The organism is Actinoplanes sp. NPDC051388 (genome assembly GCF_055586225.1).
Window position 1 is genome coordinate 226,578 of sequence record NZ_JBVJIP010000017.1, and the last position, 17,173, is coordinate 243,750.

16 protein-coding genes are annotated in these 17,173 nt (G+C 71.1%); 10 read left to right on the forward strand and 6 right to left on the reverse strand.

Features of this window, described 5'->3' with window-relative positions; translation table 11 throughout:
* Window positions 1–37: 37 nt before the first annotated feature.
* Together ACZ6TI_RS36005 and ACZ6TI_RS36010 are read left to right on the forward strand one after the other, a co-directional pair.
* Entirely contained in the window at window positions 38–349 is a 312-nt protein-coding gene (locus tag ACZ6TI_RS36005; protein WP_465349690.1) for a hypothetical protein, read from the forward strand.
* Window positions 350–475: 126 nt separating this feature from the next.
* Complete coding sequence (locus tag ACZ6TI_RS36010) at window positions 476–2,278, forward strand: anthranilate synthase family protein (RefSeq protein WP_465349691.1); 1,803 nt, start codon at window positions 476–478, stop codon at window positions 2,276–2,278.
* 58 nt (window positions 2,279–2,336) lie between these two features.
* Here ACZ6TI_RS36010 and ACZ6TI_RS36015 read toward each other — a convergent pair whose 3' ends face one another.
* Window positions 2,337–3,305, reverse strand: a complete 969-nt coding sequence (locus ACZ6TI_RS36015) for an ArsR/SmtB family transcription factor (protein WP_465349692.1) — start codon at window positions 3,303–3,305, stop codon at window positions 2,337–2,339.
* Between the two features lie 181 nt (window positions 3,306–3,486).
* Between ACZ6TI_RS36015 and ACZ6TI_RS36020 the strand changes: the two genes are divergently transcribed.
* The 4 genes from ACZ6TI_RS36020 (at window position 3,487) to ACZ6TI_RS36035 (ending at window position 6,792) form a co-directional block, all read left to right on the forward strand.
* Window positions 3,487–4,506: an aldo/keto reductase gene (locus tag ACZ6TI_RS36020; RefSeq protein WP_465349693.1), complete on the forward strand. Its 1,020-nt coding sequence runs from the start codon at window positions 3,487–3,489 to the stop codon at window positions 4,504–4,506.
* Between the two features lie 289 nt (window positions 4,507–4,795).
* Window positions 4,796–4,951, forward strand: coding sequence for a hypothetical protein (locus tag ACZ6TI_RS36025; RefSeq protein ID WP_465349694.1), 156 nt, complete (start codon window positions 4,796–4,798; stop codon window positions 4,949–4,951).
* A gap of 87 nt (window positions 4,952–5,038) precedes the next feature.
* Complete coding sequence (locus tag ACZ6TI_RS36030; RefSeq protein WP_465349695.1) at window positions 5,039–5,626, forward strand: RNA polymerase sigma factor; 588 nt, start codon at window positions 5,039–5,041, stop codon at window positions 5,624–5,626.
* Window positions 5,623–6,792: a CU044_5270 family protein gene (locus tag ACZ6TI_RS36035; RefSeq protein WP_465349696.1), complete on the forward strand. Its 1,170-nt coding sequence runs from the start codon at window positions 5,623–5,625 to the stop codon at window positions 6,790–6,792. The genes ACZ6TI_RS36030 and ACZ6TI_RS36035 overlap by 4 nt, the downstream gene beginning before the upstream one ends.
* A 67-nt stretch (window positions 6,793–6,859) precedes the next feature.
* On the opposite strand, the gene ACZ6TI_RS36040 is transcribed toward ACZ6TI_RS36035, so the two are convergent.
* The 4 genes from ACZ6TI_RS36040 to ACZ6TI_RS36055 are packed head-to-tail and all read right to left on the reverse strand — an operon-like array spanning window position 6,860 to window position 11,151.
* A complete protein-coding gene (locus ACZ6TI_RS36040) occupies window positions 6,860–8,071 on the reverse strand; it encodes an ABC transporter ATP-binding protein (RefSeq protein WP_465349697.1) in 1,212 nt (403 codons plus the stop codon).
* 10 nt (window positions 8,072–8,081) lie between these two features.
* Window positions 8,082–8,921: a carbohydrate ABC transporter permease gene (locus tag ACZ6TI_RS36045; RefSeq protein WP_465349698.1), complete on the reverse strand. Its 840-nt coding sequence runs from the start codon at window positions 8,919–8,921 to the stop codon at window positions 8,082–8,084.
* Window positions 8,921–9,865 carry a carbohydrate ABC transporter permease gene (locus tag ACZ6TI_RS36050; protein ID WP_465349699.1) on the reverse strand — a complete coding sequence of 315 codons (945 nt, stop codon included), beginning with the start codon at window positions 9,863–9,865 and terminating at the stop codon, window positions 8,921–8,923. Before ACZ6TI_RS36050 ends, ACZ6TI_RS36045 begins: the two co-directional genes overlap by 1 nt.
* Complete coding sequence (locus ACZ6TI_RS36055) at window positions 9,862–11,151, reverse strand: ABC transporter substrate-binding protein (protein WP_465349700.1); 1,290 nt, start codon at window positions 11,149–11,151, stop codon at window positions 9,862–9,864. Before ACZ6TI_RS36055 ends, ACZ6TI_RS36050 begins: the two co-directional genes overlap by 4 nt.
* A gap of 216 nt (window positions 11,152–11,367) precedes the next feature.
* Here ACZ6TI_RS36055 and ACZ6TI_RS36060 point away from each other — a divergent pair, with 216 nt between their 5' ends.
* The 4 genes from ACZ6TI_RS36060 to ACZ6TI_RS36075 all read left to right on the forward strand — a co-directional run bounded on the left by ACZ6TI_RS36060 (window position 11,368) and on the right by ACZ6TI_RS36075 (window position 12,467).
* On the forward strand, window positions 11,368–11,490 hold the full coding sequence (locus ACZ6TI_RS36060) for a hypothetical protein (RefSeq protein WP_465349701.1): 123 nt from the start codon (window positions 11,368–11,370) through the stop codon (window positions 11,488–11,490).
* 70 nt (window positions 11,491–11,560) lie between these two features.
* The gene (locus tag ACZ6TI_RS36065; RefSeq protein WP_465349702.1) at window positions 11,561–11,833 is read left to right on the forward strand and encodes a hypothetical protein; all 273 of its coding nucleotides are present in this window, start codon (window positions 11,561–11,563) and stop codon (window positions 11,831–11,833) included.
* A 62-nt stretch (window positions 11,834–11,895) separates the two neighbouring features.
* Complete coding sequence (locus ACZ6TI_RS36070) at window positions 11,896–12,195, forward strand: hypothetical protein (RefSeq protein ID WP_465349703.1); 300 nt, start codon at window positions 11,896–11,898, stop codon at window positions 12,193–12,195.
* The gene (locus ACZ6TI_RS36075) at window positions 12,192–12,467 is read left to right on the forward strand and encodes a hypothetical protein (protein ID WP_465349704.1); all 276 of its coding nucleotides are present in this window, start codon (window positions 12,192–12,194) and stop codon (window positions 12,465–12,467) included. Before ACZ6TI_RS36070 ends, ACZ6TI_RS36075 begins: the two co-directional genes overlap by 4 nt.
* Before the next feature lie 1,348 nt (window positions 12,468–13,815).
* On the opposite strand, the gene ACZ6TI_RS36080 is transcribed toward ACZ6TI_RS36075, so the two are convergent.
* Window positions 13,816–17,115 carry an SCO7613 C-terminal domain-containing membrane protein gene (locus tag ACZ6TI_RS36080; RefSeq protein ID WP_465349705.1) on the reverse strand — a complete coding sequence of 1,100 codons (3,300 nt, stop codon included), beginning with the start codon at window positions 17,113–17,115 and terminating at the stop codon, window positions 13,816–13,818.
* Window positions 17,116–17,173 lie beyond the last annotated feature (58 nt).

Below are 17,173 nucleotides of genomic sequence, written 5' to 3' on the forward strand. Positions count from 1 at the left end.
GATGATCACGCACCGTGAGGAAAGTTACCGTGCGTGAGTGTCGCGACATCGTGCCCGTGGCCACGGCCGCTTCCGCACGGCCCCGCCACGACACCTGCGCGCCGGCCCGCCGGTGCCGCTGCGTCCGATCCTGACCACCTGCGCCGCACTGAGCCTGGCCGGCGCCGCGCTGATCGGCGGCCGCCTCGTGCAGGACGAGGTGCGGCTACCCGCCCCGATCACGTTCACCCAGATGCCGGTTCCTCCACGGCCCGACGGCCTGGGCGACACGCGCGGACATCGACGATCCGCTGAGCTGGCGCTGCTACCGCGACGGGTCGTAGGATCTGCGCCATGCACGCGCGATTGAGCATGTGGTGGCCCGCCGACCCGGCGGCCACACCCACCCGCGCGTAACTTTTCCACCGCGGCCGCCTCCCCGAGGCGGCCGTTGTCATGTGCGGTCCCGTCTCGGGCGAACCCGAGAAGAGGACCCATGACCGGATACGCACTCATTCACCGCGACGGCGCCGACCACGTCGAAGTGCTCACCGGCGACGTGCAGACCGTCGCCACGCTCGCCGACATCCCGATGGACATGGCGACCGAGACGCTCGCACTGATCCCCTATCGGCAGATCACCGAGCGCGGCTTCGACTGCGTCGACGACCACGCGCCGCTGGAGTGCCTGGTGATCACGTCGCGCACCACCGAGCCGCTGTCCGCGTTCCCGCCGGGCGACCTGCGGGTCACCGGCGGCGGCTTCGACATCTCCGACGAGGCCTACGCGCGGATCGTCGGCGACGTGCTCCGCGACGAGATCGGGCACGGCGAGGGCGCGAACTTCGTCATCCACCGCACCTACGAGGCAGGCGTCGAGGGTGATCCGGAGGCGGCCGCGCGGGCGGCGTTCGGCCGGTTGCTGGCCGGCGAGCAGGGCGCGTACTGGACGTTCCTGGTGCACACCGGCGCCCGCACGCTGGTCGGCGCCTCGCCGGAGCGGCACGTCAGCGTGGCCGACGGGCTGACCATGATGAACCCGATCAGCGGCACCTTCCGGCACGGCTCGGGTGAGTTCGAGGACTTCCTGCGCGATCCGAAGGAGATCGAGGAGCTCTACATGGTGCTGGACGAGGAGCTCAAGATGATGGCCGCGGTGGCCGAGCGCGGCGGGCAGGTGGTCGGGCCCTATCTGAAGCAGATGGCGCACCTCACCCACACCGAATATCTGCTGGCCGGCCGCGGCAACCTGGACGTGCGCGACGTGCTGCGCGAGACGATGTTCGCGCCGACCGTGACCGGCAGCCCGATCGAGAACGCCTGCCGGGTGATCGCCCGGCACGAGCGGCGCGGGCGCGGCTACTACGCCGGCGTGCTCGCCCTGCTCGGGCACGACGAGCAGGGCCGGCAGACGCTGGACGCGCCGATCCTGATCCGCACCGCCGAGCTCTCCCCCGGCGGGACGCTGCGGGTGCCGGTGGGCGCGACGCTGGTGCGGCACTCGACGGCGGCCGGCGAGGTGGCCGAGACGCACACCAAGGCGGCCGGCATCCTGGCCGCGCTGGGCCTGCGCTCGTCGGACGCGGCGCCGGCCGGGCCCCCGGCGATCGACACGCCCGCCGTGGTCGCGGCGCTGGCCGCCCGCAACACCGGCCTGGCCCGGTTCTGGCTCGACGAGCGGGCGCCGGACGCGGCGATCCTGGCCGGCCGGTCGGCGGTGATCGTGGACGCCGAGGACACCTTCACCGCGATGCTCGCGCACCAGCTCCGCTCGCTCGGGCTGGACGTCGCGGTCACCCCGTACCGGAAAATGGGTTTGATCGAAGCCGACCTGGTGATCGCCGGGCCGGGGCCGGGTGACCCGTCGGCGGCCGGCGACGCCAAGATGACCTATCTGCGTGGCCTGCTGACCGGCCTGCTCGCCGCGGGCAAGCCGGTGCTCGGCGTCTGCCTCGGCCACCAGGTCCTGGCCGGCCTCCTGGGCCTCCACCTGCACCGGCGCGACGCTCCCTATCAGGGCGTGGCGAAAGACATCGATCTTTTCGGTACGCCGCGGAGGGTCGGCTTCTACTCCAGCTTCACCGCGGTGGCCGCCGCCGACCGGCTGGTGACCCCGCACGGCGTGGTGGAGATCGCCCGCGACCAGGTGGACGGCAGCGTGCACGCCCTGCGGGGACCGTCCTTCGCGGGCGTGCAGTTCCACGCCGAGTCGGTGCTCAGCCGCGACGGCATGGCGATCCTGGCGGAGTTGATTCCGTCTCTGCTCTCGATCGGGGTTAGCCCGGCGGTGACGGGGTAGCGAAGAGGGTGTCGGTGGTTCAAGCGGATCGAGAGCCTCCGCTTGGGCCACCGGCCCTCTACTGATTGAGCAGCAGGTCACCACGCGGGTGGAGGGTGTGCAGCACCGACGTTCCGATCCGGATCGTGGTGATCAGGCCCGCGTCGCGCAGCACGGTCGTGTGATGGCTGGCGGTCGCCGGTGAGATCCCGAGCCGCCGGGCCAGTTCCGTGGTCGTGCACCCCTCCTCCGCCGTGGCCCGCAGGATCAGCGCCCGGGTGCGGCCGATCAGCGCGGCCAGCGAGCCGTCGCAGGCGCGTCCGGCCGGCGCCAGGCGCAGCTGGTCCGGGTCGATCGGATAGACCAGCACCGGCGGCAGCGCCGGGTCACGCAGCACGATCGGCGCCTGCCGGCAGAAGAACGACGGCACCAGCCGCAGCCCGCGACCGCGCAGGTGGATCTCGCGGTGCACCGAGAAGCCGTGCAGTTCGAGCACCGGCCGGCGCCAGCGCAGGGTCGGGTGCAGCCCGCCGAAGAGGCCGTCCAGCCCGCCGCGGGCCACCTCCTTGGCGTTGCTCACCCGGGTGGCGCCGACCGCCGCGCGGATCTGCATCCAGTGCGGCTCGAGCGCGATCTCGAAGTAGCGGCGCATCCGCCCGGCCAGGTCGTCGACCGCACCCCGGTCGCCCTCGGACAGCGGGCGGAACCGGTCGGTGTAGGTCTGATAGGCGGACAGCACGTTGATGTCGTGCCGGATCGACTCGGCCGGCGTCTGCCGCAGCGCGTCCAGCCCGTCCTCGAGCCCTTCGGACGCCGCCGCCGGGGTGAGGAAATCGGGTGAATAGCCGCGCGGCGGGGCGAGTGCCAGCAGCGGGCGCAGCTCCCGGTCGATGCGGCCGGCGACGCGGGAGCGCCAGGGCGCGAACATCGGCGTGGTGCGCGGCTCCTGCAGCTGGTGCAGGCTCAGCAGCAGCTCCCACATCGGGTCGGGTTCGTCGGAAAGATGGACACGGGCCAGGTCGGATTCCGTGAAATGTATGCGCAGCACCGCAGGCTTCCCCGTTCCCTCGGTTGTCGTCCACAATGTGCTGACACCGGCGGGGTTCACAAGGAAACGTCCGTGTCGGGTATCGAACAACTCGAATACTTTCGAGCAGGGTCGAAAGCCTTTGCCGCATGGCGTGCCGATCCACGATTGTCGGTGGCCTGGCCGGGCATAGGTTGAAGTCATGGAATATCGCACGCTCGGGCGCAGTGGATGCGCCGTCTCCGCCCTCTGCCTGGGCACCATGACGTTCGGCGACGAGTCCGACGAAAAGGTCTCGCACGCCCAGCTCGACCGCTTCGCCGAGGCCGGCGGCACGTTCGTCGACACCGCCGACGTGTATTCGTCCGGCGAGTCGGAACGCATCGTCGGCCACTGGTTCGCGTCCCGCCCGGCGGACCTGACCGAGCGGATCGTGCTGGCCACCAAGGGCCGGTTCCCGATGGCTCCCGATCCCAACGGCGCCGGCCTGTCGGCCCGGCACCTGACCCGCGCGCTGGACGCCTCTCTGGCCCGGCTCGGCCTGCCGGTGATCGACCTCTACCAGGCGCACGCCTGGGACCCGCTGACCCCGATCGAGGAGACCCTGCGGACGATGGACTCGTTCGTCCGGTCCGGCAAGATCCGCTACTACGGCTTCTCCAACTTCACCGGCTGGCAGCTGACCAAGGCGGTGGCCGTGGCCCGCGAGCTGGGCCTGATCGCGCCGGTCAGCCTGCAGCCGCAATACAGCCTGCTGGTCCGCGAGATCGAGTGGGAGATCGTGCCGGCCGCGCAGGACGCCGGGCTCGGCCTGCTGCCGTGGAGCCCGCTCGGCGGCGGGTGGCTGACCGGGAAATACACCCGGGACCAGCGGCCGACCGGTGACACCCGGCTCGGCGACAACCCGGAGCGCGGCATGGAGGCCTGGGAGCGGCGCGGCACGGACCGCACGTGGGCCGTGGTCGACGCGGTGCAGCGGGTGGCCGAGGGCCGGGGCGTCTCGATGGCCGAGGTGGCGCTGGCCTGGGTGACCGACCGTCCCGGCGTGACGTCGACGATCCTGGGCGCGCGGACACTCGACCAGCTGGACATGAACCTGAAGGCGGCGGATCTGCACCTGACCGACGCCGAGACCGCGGTGCTGGACGAGGCGAGCGACCTGCACGCTGCGGACTACCCGTACGGCGAACTGGGCATCGGCCAGCGCGACCGGTCGATCTGAGATCGTGCCGGAGTTGCCGGAGGTCGAGTCGGCCCGGGCGGTCATCGCCCGGGCCGGCCTCGGTCGCAAGATCACCGAGGTGACGGGGGCAACTACTGGGAAGGCCGCCGCGGGCCCGGCGACTACCGGTGGTCCCGCTTCACGCTGACCTTCGCCGACGGTGGCCGGCTGATGCTGGTCGACCCCCGCCGGCTCGGTCGCGTGCGCCTGGATCCGCCGGTCGAGGCACTGGGCCCGGACGCGGCGACGCTCACCGTGCGCGAGCCTGTTGCGGGCGACACGCCGGGCGGTGCGTCCGGCGATCGCCGGCGGCGGGGTGCACACGCTGAAGCTGATCCCGTTCCGCTTCGAGGGCGGCCGCTGCCCACGAGACGGCGCGCCGATGCGGATGAGCAAGGTGGGCGGGCGCACGAGCTGGTGGTGCGGCGTGGAGCAACCCGTCTGATTCTCCGTGAAGACGGTTCGGGCCTCGTGCGTAGATACGGGTGGACGATAACCCGACGACAGGAGCTCGACTCATGGAACGGCTTCGGTGACGCCGGCAGCGGCCGAGACCTCCGCCGACACGGACGCCTCGGTCATCGGCGCCTCACTCGCGGATCCGGACCGGTTCGCCGCCATCTACGACCGGTACGCCGCGATGCTCTACCGCTATGCGGGTCAACGGCTGGGTGCCGAGGTCGCCGACGACGTGGTGGCGGAGACGTTTCTCGCCGCCTTTCGGGGCCGGGCGTCCTACGACCTCGATCGGGCGGACGCCCGGCCGTGGCTGTTCGGCATCCTCACCCGCGAGATCACCACCCACCACCGGCGGGAACGGGCGCGCTACCGGGCGATGGCCGGCTCGGCGCACGAGACGGTGCAGGACGGCCCGGCCGACCGGGTGGCGGCCAAGGTGGTCGCCGACGCGGCCCGGGGTCCGCTGGCCGCGGCCCTGGCCGGCCTGAACGCCGGTGATCGCGACGTGCTGCTGCTGGTGGCGTGGGGACAGCTCAGCTACGACGAGGTGGCCGACGCCCTGAACATCCCGCCCGGCACGGTCGGTTCCCGGCTCAACCGGGCCCGGCGAAAAGTCCGCAAGGCAGTCAGCGAGTTCGACCCGACCACGGAGGAACGATGAAATCCGACCTGTCCATCCTCGAGGACTTCGGGGCGGAGCTCGCCCCGGCCGACGACAAGCCACCGGCCGCGGTGCGCCACCGGGTGCTGAGCGGCATGCGGCAGCCCGCGCGCCGGCCCCGGCTGCTGCCCAGGCTCAACGGCGTGCGCATCGCGTGGCGGCTGGGCGTGCCGGCCGTCGTGGCCGCGGCCGTCGCCGCCGCGTTGATGACCGCACAGCTGCCGGGCGAACCGGGGCGGCCCGCGCCACCCGTGGCCGGCGCCGGGACGCGGCCGAGCGTGGCGCCGCCGCCCCTGGACGCGGGCCAGGTGCTGCGGCTGGCGGCCCAGCACACCGCCACCACCTCCACCATGGACGCGCGGCCGGACCAGTTCCTCTACATCGACTCGGTGGAGGTCCAGTCGAAGACCGCTCTCCACAAGGATCGCCACGGCAAGATCGTCAGCGGCCGGACCACGGTCTCCGGGCCGCTGCGCACGCGGACGTGGCTGTCGGTGGACGGCACCCGGGACGGGCTGGTTCTGCAGGGCAGGGAACGGACCCACACCGACGGCTGCACCGACGGCAAGCAGGCGGAGACGATCGACCGGCCGGAGACCACACCCCTGGTCGACTGTGTGCCCGAGCCGGCCTACCAGCCCGGCCGCGTGTCCACCGACCCGGCCCGCCTGCTGCGGGACGTCTATGCGACGGCGGCCGACCAGCCGATGTGGGTGTCCGCGGGCCCGGGCCGGGACGGAGAGCCCCGCGGCTGGATCCGGATCTCCGACGACCAGCGCGCCTTCACCGAGATCGCCGGGATGCTCTACCGGAATCACCTGCCGGCCGTGCAGGAGGCCGCCTTCGAGGCCGCCGCTCGGATTCCCGGCGTCGAGTTCCGGCGCGACGCCACGGACGCCGCCGGGCGCACCGGTGTGGGGGTGGCCCGCACCGAGGCCGGCACCCGTGAGGAGTTGGTCTTCGACCCGGTCTCCTACCAATATCTCGGGCACAACGTCATCGGGGCCGAGTTCGACCCGAGCGGCGCCGAGGTGGTCGCCACACCGGGCCGGATGGGAAGCATCCGGCTCGATCACGACCCGAGCGGCCCCGAGCCGGGCGAGGTCGTCTACCGGTCCGCGTTGCTCGGCGTCGGCATCGTCGACAAGGCCGGACAGCGTTCGTAAGCGGCGGCCGATCTGATGAGAAAGGGGGCGGCTCGCGCCGCCCCCTTCTTGCTCACGAGGCTCTTGCTCAGGAAGCGGCCACCCCGGCGGCCTTGCCCTCGTGCAGGGTCACGTTGCGGCCGTCGGACGGGTCGAACAGGTGGATCTTGTCGAGGTTCAGCCAGACCCGGGCCTCGGCGCCTTCGCGCACCCGGGACTCGGCCGACAACCGGGTCACCAGGTTGGTCTCGTCGCCCGGCGTGTCCTCGCCGCCCGCGTCGGCGGCCAGGTCGGCCAGGTCCGACGAGGTGACCGCGGCCGAGCCCTCGATCGTGAAGTAGACGTACTTGTCGGAGCCCATCGACTCCACCAGGTCGACCGGCGCGCTGAATTCGTACCCGTGGGATCGGTGGTGGTCCTCGACCAGCGCGGCGTCCTCGAAATGCTCGGGACGGATGCCCAGCACCAGCTCGCGCGGCGCGTCGCCGGCTGCCAGCAGGCGCTGCATGCGATCGCCCAGCGGCAGGTCGCCCAGGGCGGTGCGCAGCTTGCCCTCCTCGACCTGGGCGGCCAGGAAGTTCATCGACGGCGAGCCGATGAAGCCGGCCACGAACAGGTTCCGCGGGTGGTCGTAGAGGTTCTGCGGGTCACCGATCTGCTGGATGTGCCCGCCGCGCATGACCACCACGCGGTCGCCGAGGGTCATCGCCTCGGTCTGGTCGTGGGTGACGTAGACCGTGGTCGTGTTCAGCTGCTTCTGCAGCCGGGACACCTGGGTGCGCATCTGCACCCGCAGTTTGGCGTCCAGGTTGGACAGTGGCTCGTCCATCAGGAACACCTTGGGGCTGCGGACGATCGCGCGGCCCATCGCCACCCGCTGCCGCTGGCCGCCGGAGAGGTTCGCCGGCCGGCGGTCCAGGTAGTCGGTCAGGTCGAGCACCTTGGCGGTGTCGTTGACCTTCTTGTCGATCTCCGCCTTGGGCAGCTTCGCCAGCTTCAGCGGGAACGCCATGTTCTCCCGCACGGTCATGTTCGGATAGAGCGCGTACGACTGGAACACCATCGCGATGTCCCGATCCTTGGGCGCCTTGTCGTTCACCCGCTCGCCGCCGATCCGCAGTTCGCCGGAGGTGATGTCCTCCAGGCCGGCGATCATGTTGAGCGTGGTCGACTTCCCGCAGCCGGACGGGCCGACCAGGATGATGAACTCGCCGTCCGCGATCTCCAGGTCGATGCCGTGCACGGCGGTCGTGCCGTCCGGATAACTCTTGGTCACCTTGTCGAGAACGATGTCTGCCATCTGTTGTCACCTAACCCTTGACCGCGCCGGACGTGAGGCCCGCGACGATGCGCTTCTGGAAGAACAGCACGAAGAGGATGATCGGGATCGTGATGACCACGGCGGCCGCGGAGATCGCGCCGGTCGGGTCCTCGAACTGCGAGGCGCCGGTGAAGAAGGACAGCGCCACCGGGACCGTGCGGGACTGCTCGGTCGAGGTCAGCGAGATGGCGAACAGGAAGTCGTTCCAGCAGAAGATGAAGACCAGGATCGCGGTGGTGAACACGCCCGGCGCGGCGAGCGGGGCGATCACCTTGCGGAACGCCTCGCCCTGGGTCGCGCCGTCCATCTTCGCCGCCTTCTCCAGGTCCCAGGGGATCTGCTTGAAGAACGCCGACAGCGTGTAGATCGCCAGCGGCAGCGCGAACGTGATGTACGGCAGGATCAGCCCCGGCCAGGTGTCGAAGAGTCCCGTCTGCCGCTCGATGTTGAACAGCGGGGACACCAGCGACACCTGCGGGAACATCGCGATCAGCAGCGACACCCCGACGAGCAGCGACTTGCCGGGGAAGTCCAGCCGGCTGATGGCGTAGGCCGCCATCGTGCCGAGCACCACCGCGATCACTGTCGAGATCAGCGCGATGCCGATCGAGTTGACGAGCGCGCGGACGAACTGATCGGTCTGGAAGATGGTCCGGTAGTTGTCGAGCGTCCACTCGCGGGGGATGAAGTTGCCGTCGGTCAGCGTCGCGGTCGTCTTCAGCGACAGCGACACCACCCACAGCACCGGGATCAGCGCGAAGACCACGACGACCGCGTCCAGCAGGCCCCACTTGAGCTTCGCCTTGGGGGATGTGTCGATGAGCGCCATCAGCGCCTCCCGTCGTCGTCGCTGCTGCCGGGCGCCGCGGTGCCGAACAGCTTCACGAAGATGAACGCGATGATCGCCACGGTGATGAAGATCAGCACCGACATGGTCGAGCCGATGCCCAGGTTCAGGCCCTTCATCAGGTTGTTGTAGGCGATCATCGACACCGACGAGGTCTCGTTGGCCCCGGCGGTCAGCACGTAGATGTTGTCGAAGACGCGCAGCGCGTCGAGGGTGCGGAAGAGCAGCGCGACCAGGATGGCCGGCTTCATCACCGGCAGCATCACCTTGGTGAACCGCTGCCAGCCGGACGCGCCGTCCATCGAGGCGGCCTTGAGCAGGTCGTCCGGCACCAGGGCCAGGCCGGCCATCAGAAGCAGGGCCATGAACGGCGTGGTCTTCCAGATCTCGGCCAGGATCACGATGGCCAGGGCGCTGGCGCGTTCGGTGAGCGGGGCGCCGTCGGAGAACAGGTTGGCCAGGTAGCCGGTGCCGGGGGTCCACGCGTACCGCCAGCTGAAGGCGGCCACGACGGTGACGATCCCGTACGGGATGAGGGCCGAGGTGCGGACCAGGCCGCGCCCGACGATGGTCCGGTGCATGATCATCGCGAGGCCCATGCCGAGCACCAGCTCGATCACCACGCTCACGACGGTGATCAGCATGGTCACGCCGAACGCCGTCCACCAGTAGCTGTTGCTCAGCACGGTCGCGTAGTTGTCGAACCACACGAACTGCCGCTCGTCCGGGAACTTCAGGTCGTAGCGCTGCAGCGACAGCCACACCGAGTAGAGGATCGGGTAGGCGGTCACCGCGACCATCACGATCGCGGCCGGCGCGCACAGCAGCCAGCCCAGCTTGCGTTCCTGGCGCTTGCCCTCGCTCAGCTCCACCTTCTTGGCCTTCTCCTTTTGCGAGACGGCCGGTCGCTCTTGTTGGATCGTCACGGCAGGACCCCCTTGGAGTCGATGGCGTCCTGGATCGACTTCTTCAAGGTCGCGGCGGTGCGTTGCGGGTCGATCTGCGCCGGCGGCGACAGCTCGGCGGCCACCACGGTCGACAGATTCTGGTACGCCGGGGTACGCGGCCGAGGCGCCGCATCCTGCAGTTCCTCGAGCAGCGTGTCCTTCATCGGGTACGCCTTGACCACCTCGGGACGGTTGTAGACGGACTCGATGCTCGGCGCCTGTCCGCCACCCACGGCGTCCATCTCCTGGCTGTCCGGCCCGCGCAGGCAGCGGATCGCCTCGAAGGCTTCGTCCGGGTGCCGGCTGAAGGCGCTGACCGCCATGTTCGAGCCGCCGATCGTGGTGACGCTGGGCCGGTTCGCGTCGATCGCCGGGTAGCGCGCCCAGGCCACCTTCTCCAGGATCTCCGGGTTGTCGCTCTGCATGGACGCGTAGACGAACGGCCAGTTCACCTGGAACGCGCCGTCGCCGGACTGGAAGCCCAGCCGCACGTCGTCCTCGATCGCGTTGCTGAAGGACGGGCTGACCACGCCGGAGGTGGCGAGCTTCTTCATCACCTCGAGCGCCTTGACGACGCCCTCGTCCACCACCGCGGTCTTGCCGTCGTCGCTGACCACGTGCCCGCCGGCGCTGGCCACCAGGCTGTTGAAGAGCACGACCAGGCCTTCGTACTGCGCGCCCATGGTGAGAATCTGGTACGGCTGCTTGCCCTGCGCCTTGAGATCCTGCGCCTGCTGAATCATCTCGTCCCAGGTCTTCGGCGGCGTCGGCACCAGGTCCTTGCGATACCAGAGCAGCTGCACGTTGGTGTTGTTCGGCGCGGCGTACAGCTTGCCGTCGTACTGCGCGGAGGCGAGCGGACCCGGCAGGGTCCCGTTCTCCACCTCGGTCTTGTTCTGGCCGGTGAACTCCTTGATCCAGTCCGCGCTGGCGAACTCCTGGGTCCAGGTCACGTCCATCCCGAGGATGTCCATGCTGTCGTCCTTGGCGGCGAGCCGGCGCACCATCTGCACCCGCTGGTCGTCCGCCTGCCGGGGCAGCACCTGATAGACGATCCGATACTTGCCGGCGGCCTGGCTGTTGCAGTTGTCGATGATCTTCTGGAAGTTCTCGACGGGGAATTGGTAGAGGTTGAGGACGGGCACGCCGCCCTCGTCGCTGGATCCGCATGCGGCAAGGGGCGCCAGCAGAGCGATCGCGGCCCCCGCCGCGAGAGCCCGGGCGCGCCTGCTGCGTCGTTGCGGATGTCGGTCCCGGAATGCCATTGACCCTCCATCCGGCACCCGCCGAGGGGGACGGGCGCTGTTCGGTTCGCCCGCTCGACGGTTGGTGAGCTCCGCCACGCCGAGGCGAACAGAAGCTGTCCTGCCCACCCGCCTCGCGACACAAACGCGAATGCATCCTGACCGGCCGCGCCGCTAGGCTGACGTCTGTCCCTCCTCAACGCCGGCGGCGAGACGCCGGCGGAGTACCGCCCGCTGATGGAGGCCTCGGCGAAGGCGCTGCGGCTGGTCGCGGCCCTGGCCGAGGCCCTCAAGATCTGGGACGCGGTCGTCCCGCTGGCGCAGAGTGGCACGTTCTTCGAGCTGAAGCGCGGCCGCTGACAGGGTTTCAGGGCGCGCGGCGGATGGGTATCCGCGACGCGCCGCTCTACTTTCACGGAGGACGTTCAGCATGGTCGACCCGCAGATCAATCTCGACCCCCGCAGCCTCAGCTCGGTGGAGCAAAAGCTGCGCGGCCCGCTGGAGGACCAGCTGACATCGGCCCTCCAGGCCGCCGCCGACAAGATCCAGCACGGGTACGCCGGACAGAACGCCGACCAGCTGACGGTGCTGCTGCTCGAGCAGACCCGAGCGGCACTGCACCCGGACATCGCGGCGGGCTTCTCCCCCGACCCAGCGGAACTCCACCGGGTGGCCGAGGCCATCATCGCCCAGGCGTCCTGAGTTCCGTTTCCGCGGCTCGCGTTCACAGGAGCCGCGGTTACGGTGTCCCGTGGGAGGCGCCCATGGATTCCAGCACCACATACCGTTTCGCCGAACGAACCCTGCACGACATAGCCGTGCAGCGCATGAGCGGCGCAGGCTGGCGCCGCTACGAGGCAGCGGTCCACGGCATGCAACTGGCAATAGACTGCGGCGACCCGGACGAGCTGCAAGCGGTGGCCGAGTTCCTGGCCACGCTGCGAATCCCCCACCAGAAGGGCGCCGCCGACCCGGCCCGCACCGACCAGCCCGCACGCCTGCACCCGATCACCATGCACCTGGCCGAGGCCCTGGCCACCCTGGTGGCGGAGCACCCAGCATGACCTGGTCAGAAGAAAACTACGTCGCCTACCTGACCGCAGAACGCCGCCGCTACGCCTGGGCCCTCCAACACCAAGGCGCCTACCCCCCACCGCAGGCCGAAGCAGAAGCACTGGCCCGCTACCCCTACGAGCCCCCAGACGCCCCCTACCGAGGCCTGATCTTCCACGACGAAGCCTGGCACTGGGCAATGCTCCACCTACACGGCGAAAACTACTGGACCGCCCACCCAGACCTGACCGACCCACCCCCCGCCTACGAGACCCTGGACTAACCCCCGCCCAGCGCACCGCCCCAAACCACCTCCGAGACGGCTGCCGACCATCCAGAAATGCGTTCCGCTCCCCTTTGCTCTGAGCACAGACGCGCCTCCCCCTTCGCCAAGCTGCTCTTCCGTCCTGCCGCCCACCGCTCCACTCCCGAAGCGAAGCTGAGCCCAAGCCCCCGCTCGACGCCCTTTGCTCTGCTCCCTCAGAGGAAGCACCCCGCGACGCCCGCCCGGCCACCACGAGCCAGCGACCGTCCAGCTCGCTCCGAGCGCAACACGCGTCACCCCCGGACCAGCCGCTCCGTCCGCCGGCACCACCGCTCTGCTTCCTCAGAGGAAGCGCCGGATGCCCGCGCTCTACGCCCTTGCTCTGCTCCCTCAGAGGAAGCACCCGCCGCCCTCACTCCGCGCCCCTTTGCTCTGCTTCCTCAAAGGAAGCGCCCACTGCCCCACGTCCACGCCCTTTGCTCTGCTTCCTCAAATGAAGCGCCCACTGCCTCCACTCCGCCCCAGGATTGGCAATCAGGGCGCCTTTGCTCTGCACACATATACGCAACACCCCCGGCCGAGCTGGTTCGGGGCAGCGCAGCCTGCCGGCACTGTCATCGATGCCACCGCTGGCGACCATCTGAAGTGCGTCGCCGGTCGTCCCGCAGATCACGGCGGTGCCGCGCGGGGGCCGACGGCCAGCCGCCGACGTCCGGGATCGGCGAAACCGATCGCGGGCGGCGCTTCCTCGCTGGATTAGCGATCACGGTGCCCTTGCTCTGCACACATATACGCAACACCCGCACTGAGCTGGCCCGGATCAGCCCAACCCATTACCGAACTAACGTCTGCCACCGCTGGCGTCCACCTGAAGTGCGCCACCCGTCGTCCCGAAGATCGCGGCGGTATCACGCGGGTGCCGACGGCCATCCGCCTACGTCCGGGATCGGCGAAGCCGATCATGGGCGGCGCTTCCTCTGAGGAAGCAGAGCAAAGCGCTCTGAAGACGTCCGCACGAGAACAACGCGGAAGCCGGACAGGTTGCGGCGACGACATTCAGGTGCCATCGCCAAACCGATCAGGACGAGTCCGACGCGGCCGGCGGATTTCAGCGCAGCAGCAGATCTCGGACCAGCGCGATCGCGTGCAACACCACCAGGGCGATCAAGGCGCCGCTGGTCACCACCGGAGCTTGCGGGCCCGTGCGGCCGCCGCCGCCGATCACAGCGATGTCCTGAGTGCACCGCCGCCCCGGCTGCCGACGCCTGAGGGCTGTGGGGCGGCAGGCCGACGCGCTGACGGCTCTGCGGGTGAATGCCGGTTTTTGGGGGCGGCGCTTCCTCTGAGGAAGCAGAGCAAAGCGCTCTCAAGACATCCGGATCAAGGCGGCGCGGACGCGGGACAGGTCGCGGCGGCGGCGTTCGAGGGTCATGGCCAGGCCGACCAGGATCAGGCCCGCCGCGGCCAGCGGAATCCAGCGCGGCAGCAGGTCCCAGACCAGCGCGATCTCGTGCAAGGCAACCAGGGTGAGCACCACGCCGCCGGTCACCACCGGAGCCTGCAGGCGCGTGCGGGCGCCGACCAGGACCACCGCGAGCGCGGCCGAGCCGAGCAGCAGCCGGCGCAACGGCTGGCCTTCGCCGGTCAGCACCGACGCCAAGGTCGGCAGCATCGCGGCGGCCAGTGCGGGGCCGACCGATATCCAGCTCGACAATCCGGGTCGCGAACGCATCGCCAGCATCCCGGCCAGGAGGGCGACTGCGGCGGCGGGGATCGTGTAGGCCTCCAGCACCGCGACCCGTTCGGCGCCAAGCAGCAGCCACCAAGCGCCGAGCTGGGTGGTCGCCGCGGCCAGGGCATGCCATCTGCGGGCGCTGGGCACGAGCGCCCGCAGGCCGAGCATGACTCCCCACAGCGTGCAGACGGCAGCCGCGTGCCGGGCCGATCCGACGGTGAGCAGAAGCGCCACCAGCGCGCCGGCGTGCGCGGCCGCCTGCGCCGCGCGCCCTTCGATCCGCCGGCCGCGCGGCCCGGTCGCCGTCGACGCACCGGCACGCAACCGTTCTGGGCCAGTCGCCGCCGCTCCGGCCCGCGCCACGCCCGGGCCGGCGACAACGTCGTCTGGAACGGCCAGACCAGCCTCCGCAGAACCCGGCGCAACCGCACCAGCCTCGACGCTGCCCGCCGCGGCCGGAACAGCCACCCCAAAGCCCGACGCGGCCGAAACAGCGGCCGAATCAGCGCCAACACCATCCGGCCCGGCCGGAGACGGACCGGCCACTGGCGCGGCAGACCGGGTCAGTCCGACGCCCAGCGCAAGCGCGACCGCCGCCGCCCCCAGCACCGCGAACGCCACCTCGTTCAGCGGCAGATCAGCCGCCCGCCCGGCAACAAAGGCCACACCCAGCCCTGCCACCACTGTGGACAACCACCCCGCCAGCCGCGCGGGTGTCAGCCGCCCCGCGACGCCCGCGACCGCTCCGGCCACCACGATCGCGCCGAGGCCCGCCAGCGTCGCCGCGTAGGTGTCGGTGAGCCCGGCCAGCCCGAGGCCGCCGATCACCGCTGCTACCGGAACCACCACCCGCATCCGCCGTCCGAACGCCACCGCCAGCAGACCGGCCAGGCCCGCCGCCAATGCCGCCGCCGGCACGGAGGGCCACGGCGCCCGCGCCGCCGCCATCGCCAGCGGGGCCACGATCACCAGCCCGGGGGCGGCCACCCACCAGCGCGAACGCCCCCGGGCCGCGACCACGGCGGCCAGCGTCAGCAACAGCACCGCCGCCACTTCCGGCCAGCGCACGAACCGTCCCATCGTGAAGATCACGCTGCCCAGCCCCGCGATCGCCGCCGCACCGACCGGCGCCGCCACCGCCCGGGCGGCGAATCCGTCGATCGTCGCCAGCAAGACCAGCGCGACCGCCGCATAGACACTCAGCGGCTCGCCCGCCAGGAAGCCGGCCGGCGGCGCCAGGGCCAGCAGGGGAAGTGCACCGGCGACCGCGAACCCCCGATACGCCCGCGGGCCCCGATGCACCACCCCCACGACCAGTCCCGTGACACCCAACGCGACCCGCGCCTGCCACACCTGAGACTCGATCGCCCACACCGCGGCGCCGGGCGCGGCAAGCAGCGCGACGGTCAGTGCCACCCCGCCGACGAAACTGCGCCGGGCAGCAGCAAGTAGCCCGATCAGGACGACGCCGGCCAGCGTCAACGCCCCCACCACCGGCGAGTCGGCCGCGATCAGCACCGCGAGCCCGGCCGGCACCGCGGCGGCCAGTGCCAGCCATGGCCCGACCACCCCGCGCACCACGAGAGCCAGCACGGCCGCCGCGACGAGCAGATACGCGATCGGGGCCGACCACCACACCCAGCCGAGGCTCTCCGGCGCGGCCAGCACCGCCAGCGTCACCCCGACCACCGCCACGCCGGGCACCCGCCAGACGGCGATCATCCCCGCGGTCAGCAGCAGCAACCCGGCCGGCAGCTGCCAGCCGAACCCGTCGGCGGCGAGCACCAGCCCGGCCGTCGGCAGCACGGTCAGCACCGCGACCCGCGCCCCGGCCCGGTTGCGCAGCAGCGAGACGGCCACCCCGATCGCCGCCATCGCCGCGGCGAAGAGCACCGGCGCGTACCAGAAGGAGAGCCTGCAGGTCGCGATCGCGACCGCAACCACGAAGAGTCCCGCGGCCACCTCGACGATCCAGCCGACCCGGGCCAGGGTGGCGCCGGCGAGCACGAGTCCGGCGGCGGTGATCAGCGCGCACGCCGCCAGGGCGAGCGGGCCGGGTGCGTCCGCGAGCAGCAGCCGGCCGAGCGCGATCAGGCCGGAGACGCCGGCCGCCAGCCCGCCGAACGCGTAGGCGGTGATGCCCACGCCGGTGAGCCGGCCGGTGCGCAGGTGCAGGACGGCGAGGTTGAGCGCGGCCACGCCGGCCAGCGCGAAGGCCCAGCCCGCGGCGTCCGGGTGCAGGGGTGCCACCACCAGCGGCAACACCGGCTGGGCGACGATCAAGGCGGCATAACGCGGGCCGGTCAGCCCGGTCAGGTGCTCGTAGCCGGTGGCGATCGTGGCCGTCACGGCGCAGACCGCGCCGGCGTATCCGAACGCTGAGAACCCGGTGACGCCGAACAGGTTGACGTGCCACGCGGCGTACCCGTCGAGGAGCAGCAGCAGAAGTCCCACCGCGGCGAACGTCTCCGCCGTGGCGGTCAGACCCCGGCGGACGGCCAGGACCGGCGCGGCCAGCGCGACCACCGTGAAGACGCCGAGCAGGGCGGCCCGACCGCCGACCCCGAACTGCGACCAGGCCACCGCGGTGAACACGATCGCCGCGACGCCCAGCAGCAGCCCGCCGAGCAGGAACAACGCGTTCTGCACCAGCTTGGCCGACGCCTCGGGCGACCTCGTCACACGAGCCGGAGCCGGCGCGTCCAAGACCGTCGTGCGCGGCGGCACCGGCGGATTCAAGACCGGCGGCGGGGAGGCCGGCGGGCGCTGGTGGATGCGGGCCGCCGCGTGCTGCCGGCGCTGGATCAGCGCGGCGATCTCGCGGTCGAGCCGGATCACCTCGGCGGCCTCCGGATCGGGGCCGCGACCACAGCGCGGGCAGCCGGTCTCCAGGTTGGCGGGGGCCGTGCAGTGCGGGCATGGGTAGGTCACGCCGTCGATCGTCGCCCCCGGCCGGGCACCCGCGGATGAGTCGGCGTACTCAGGGCGC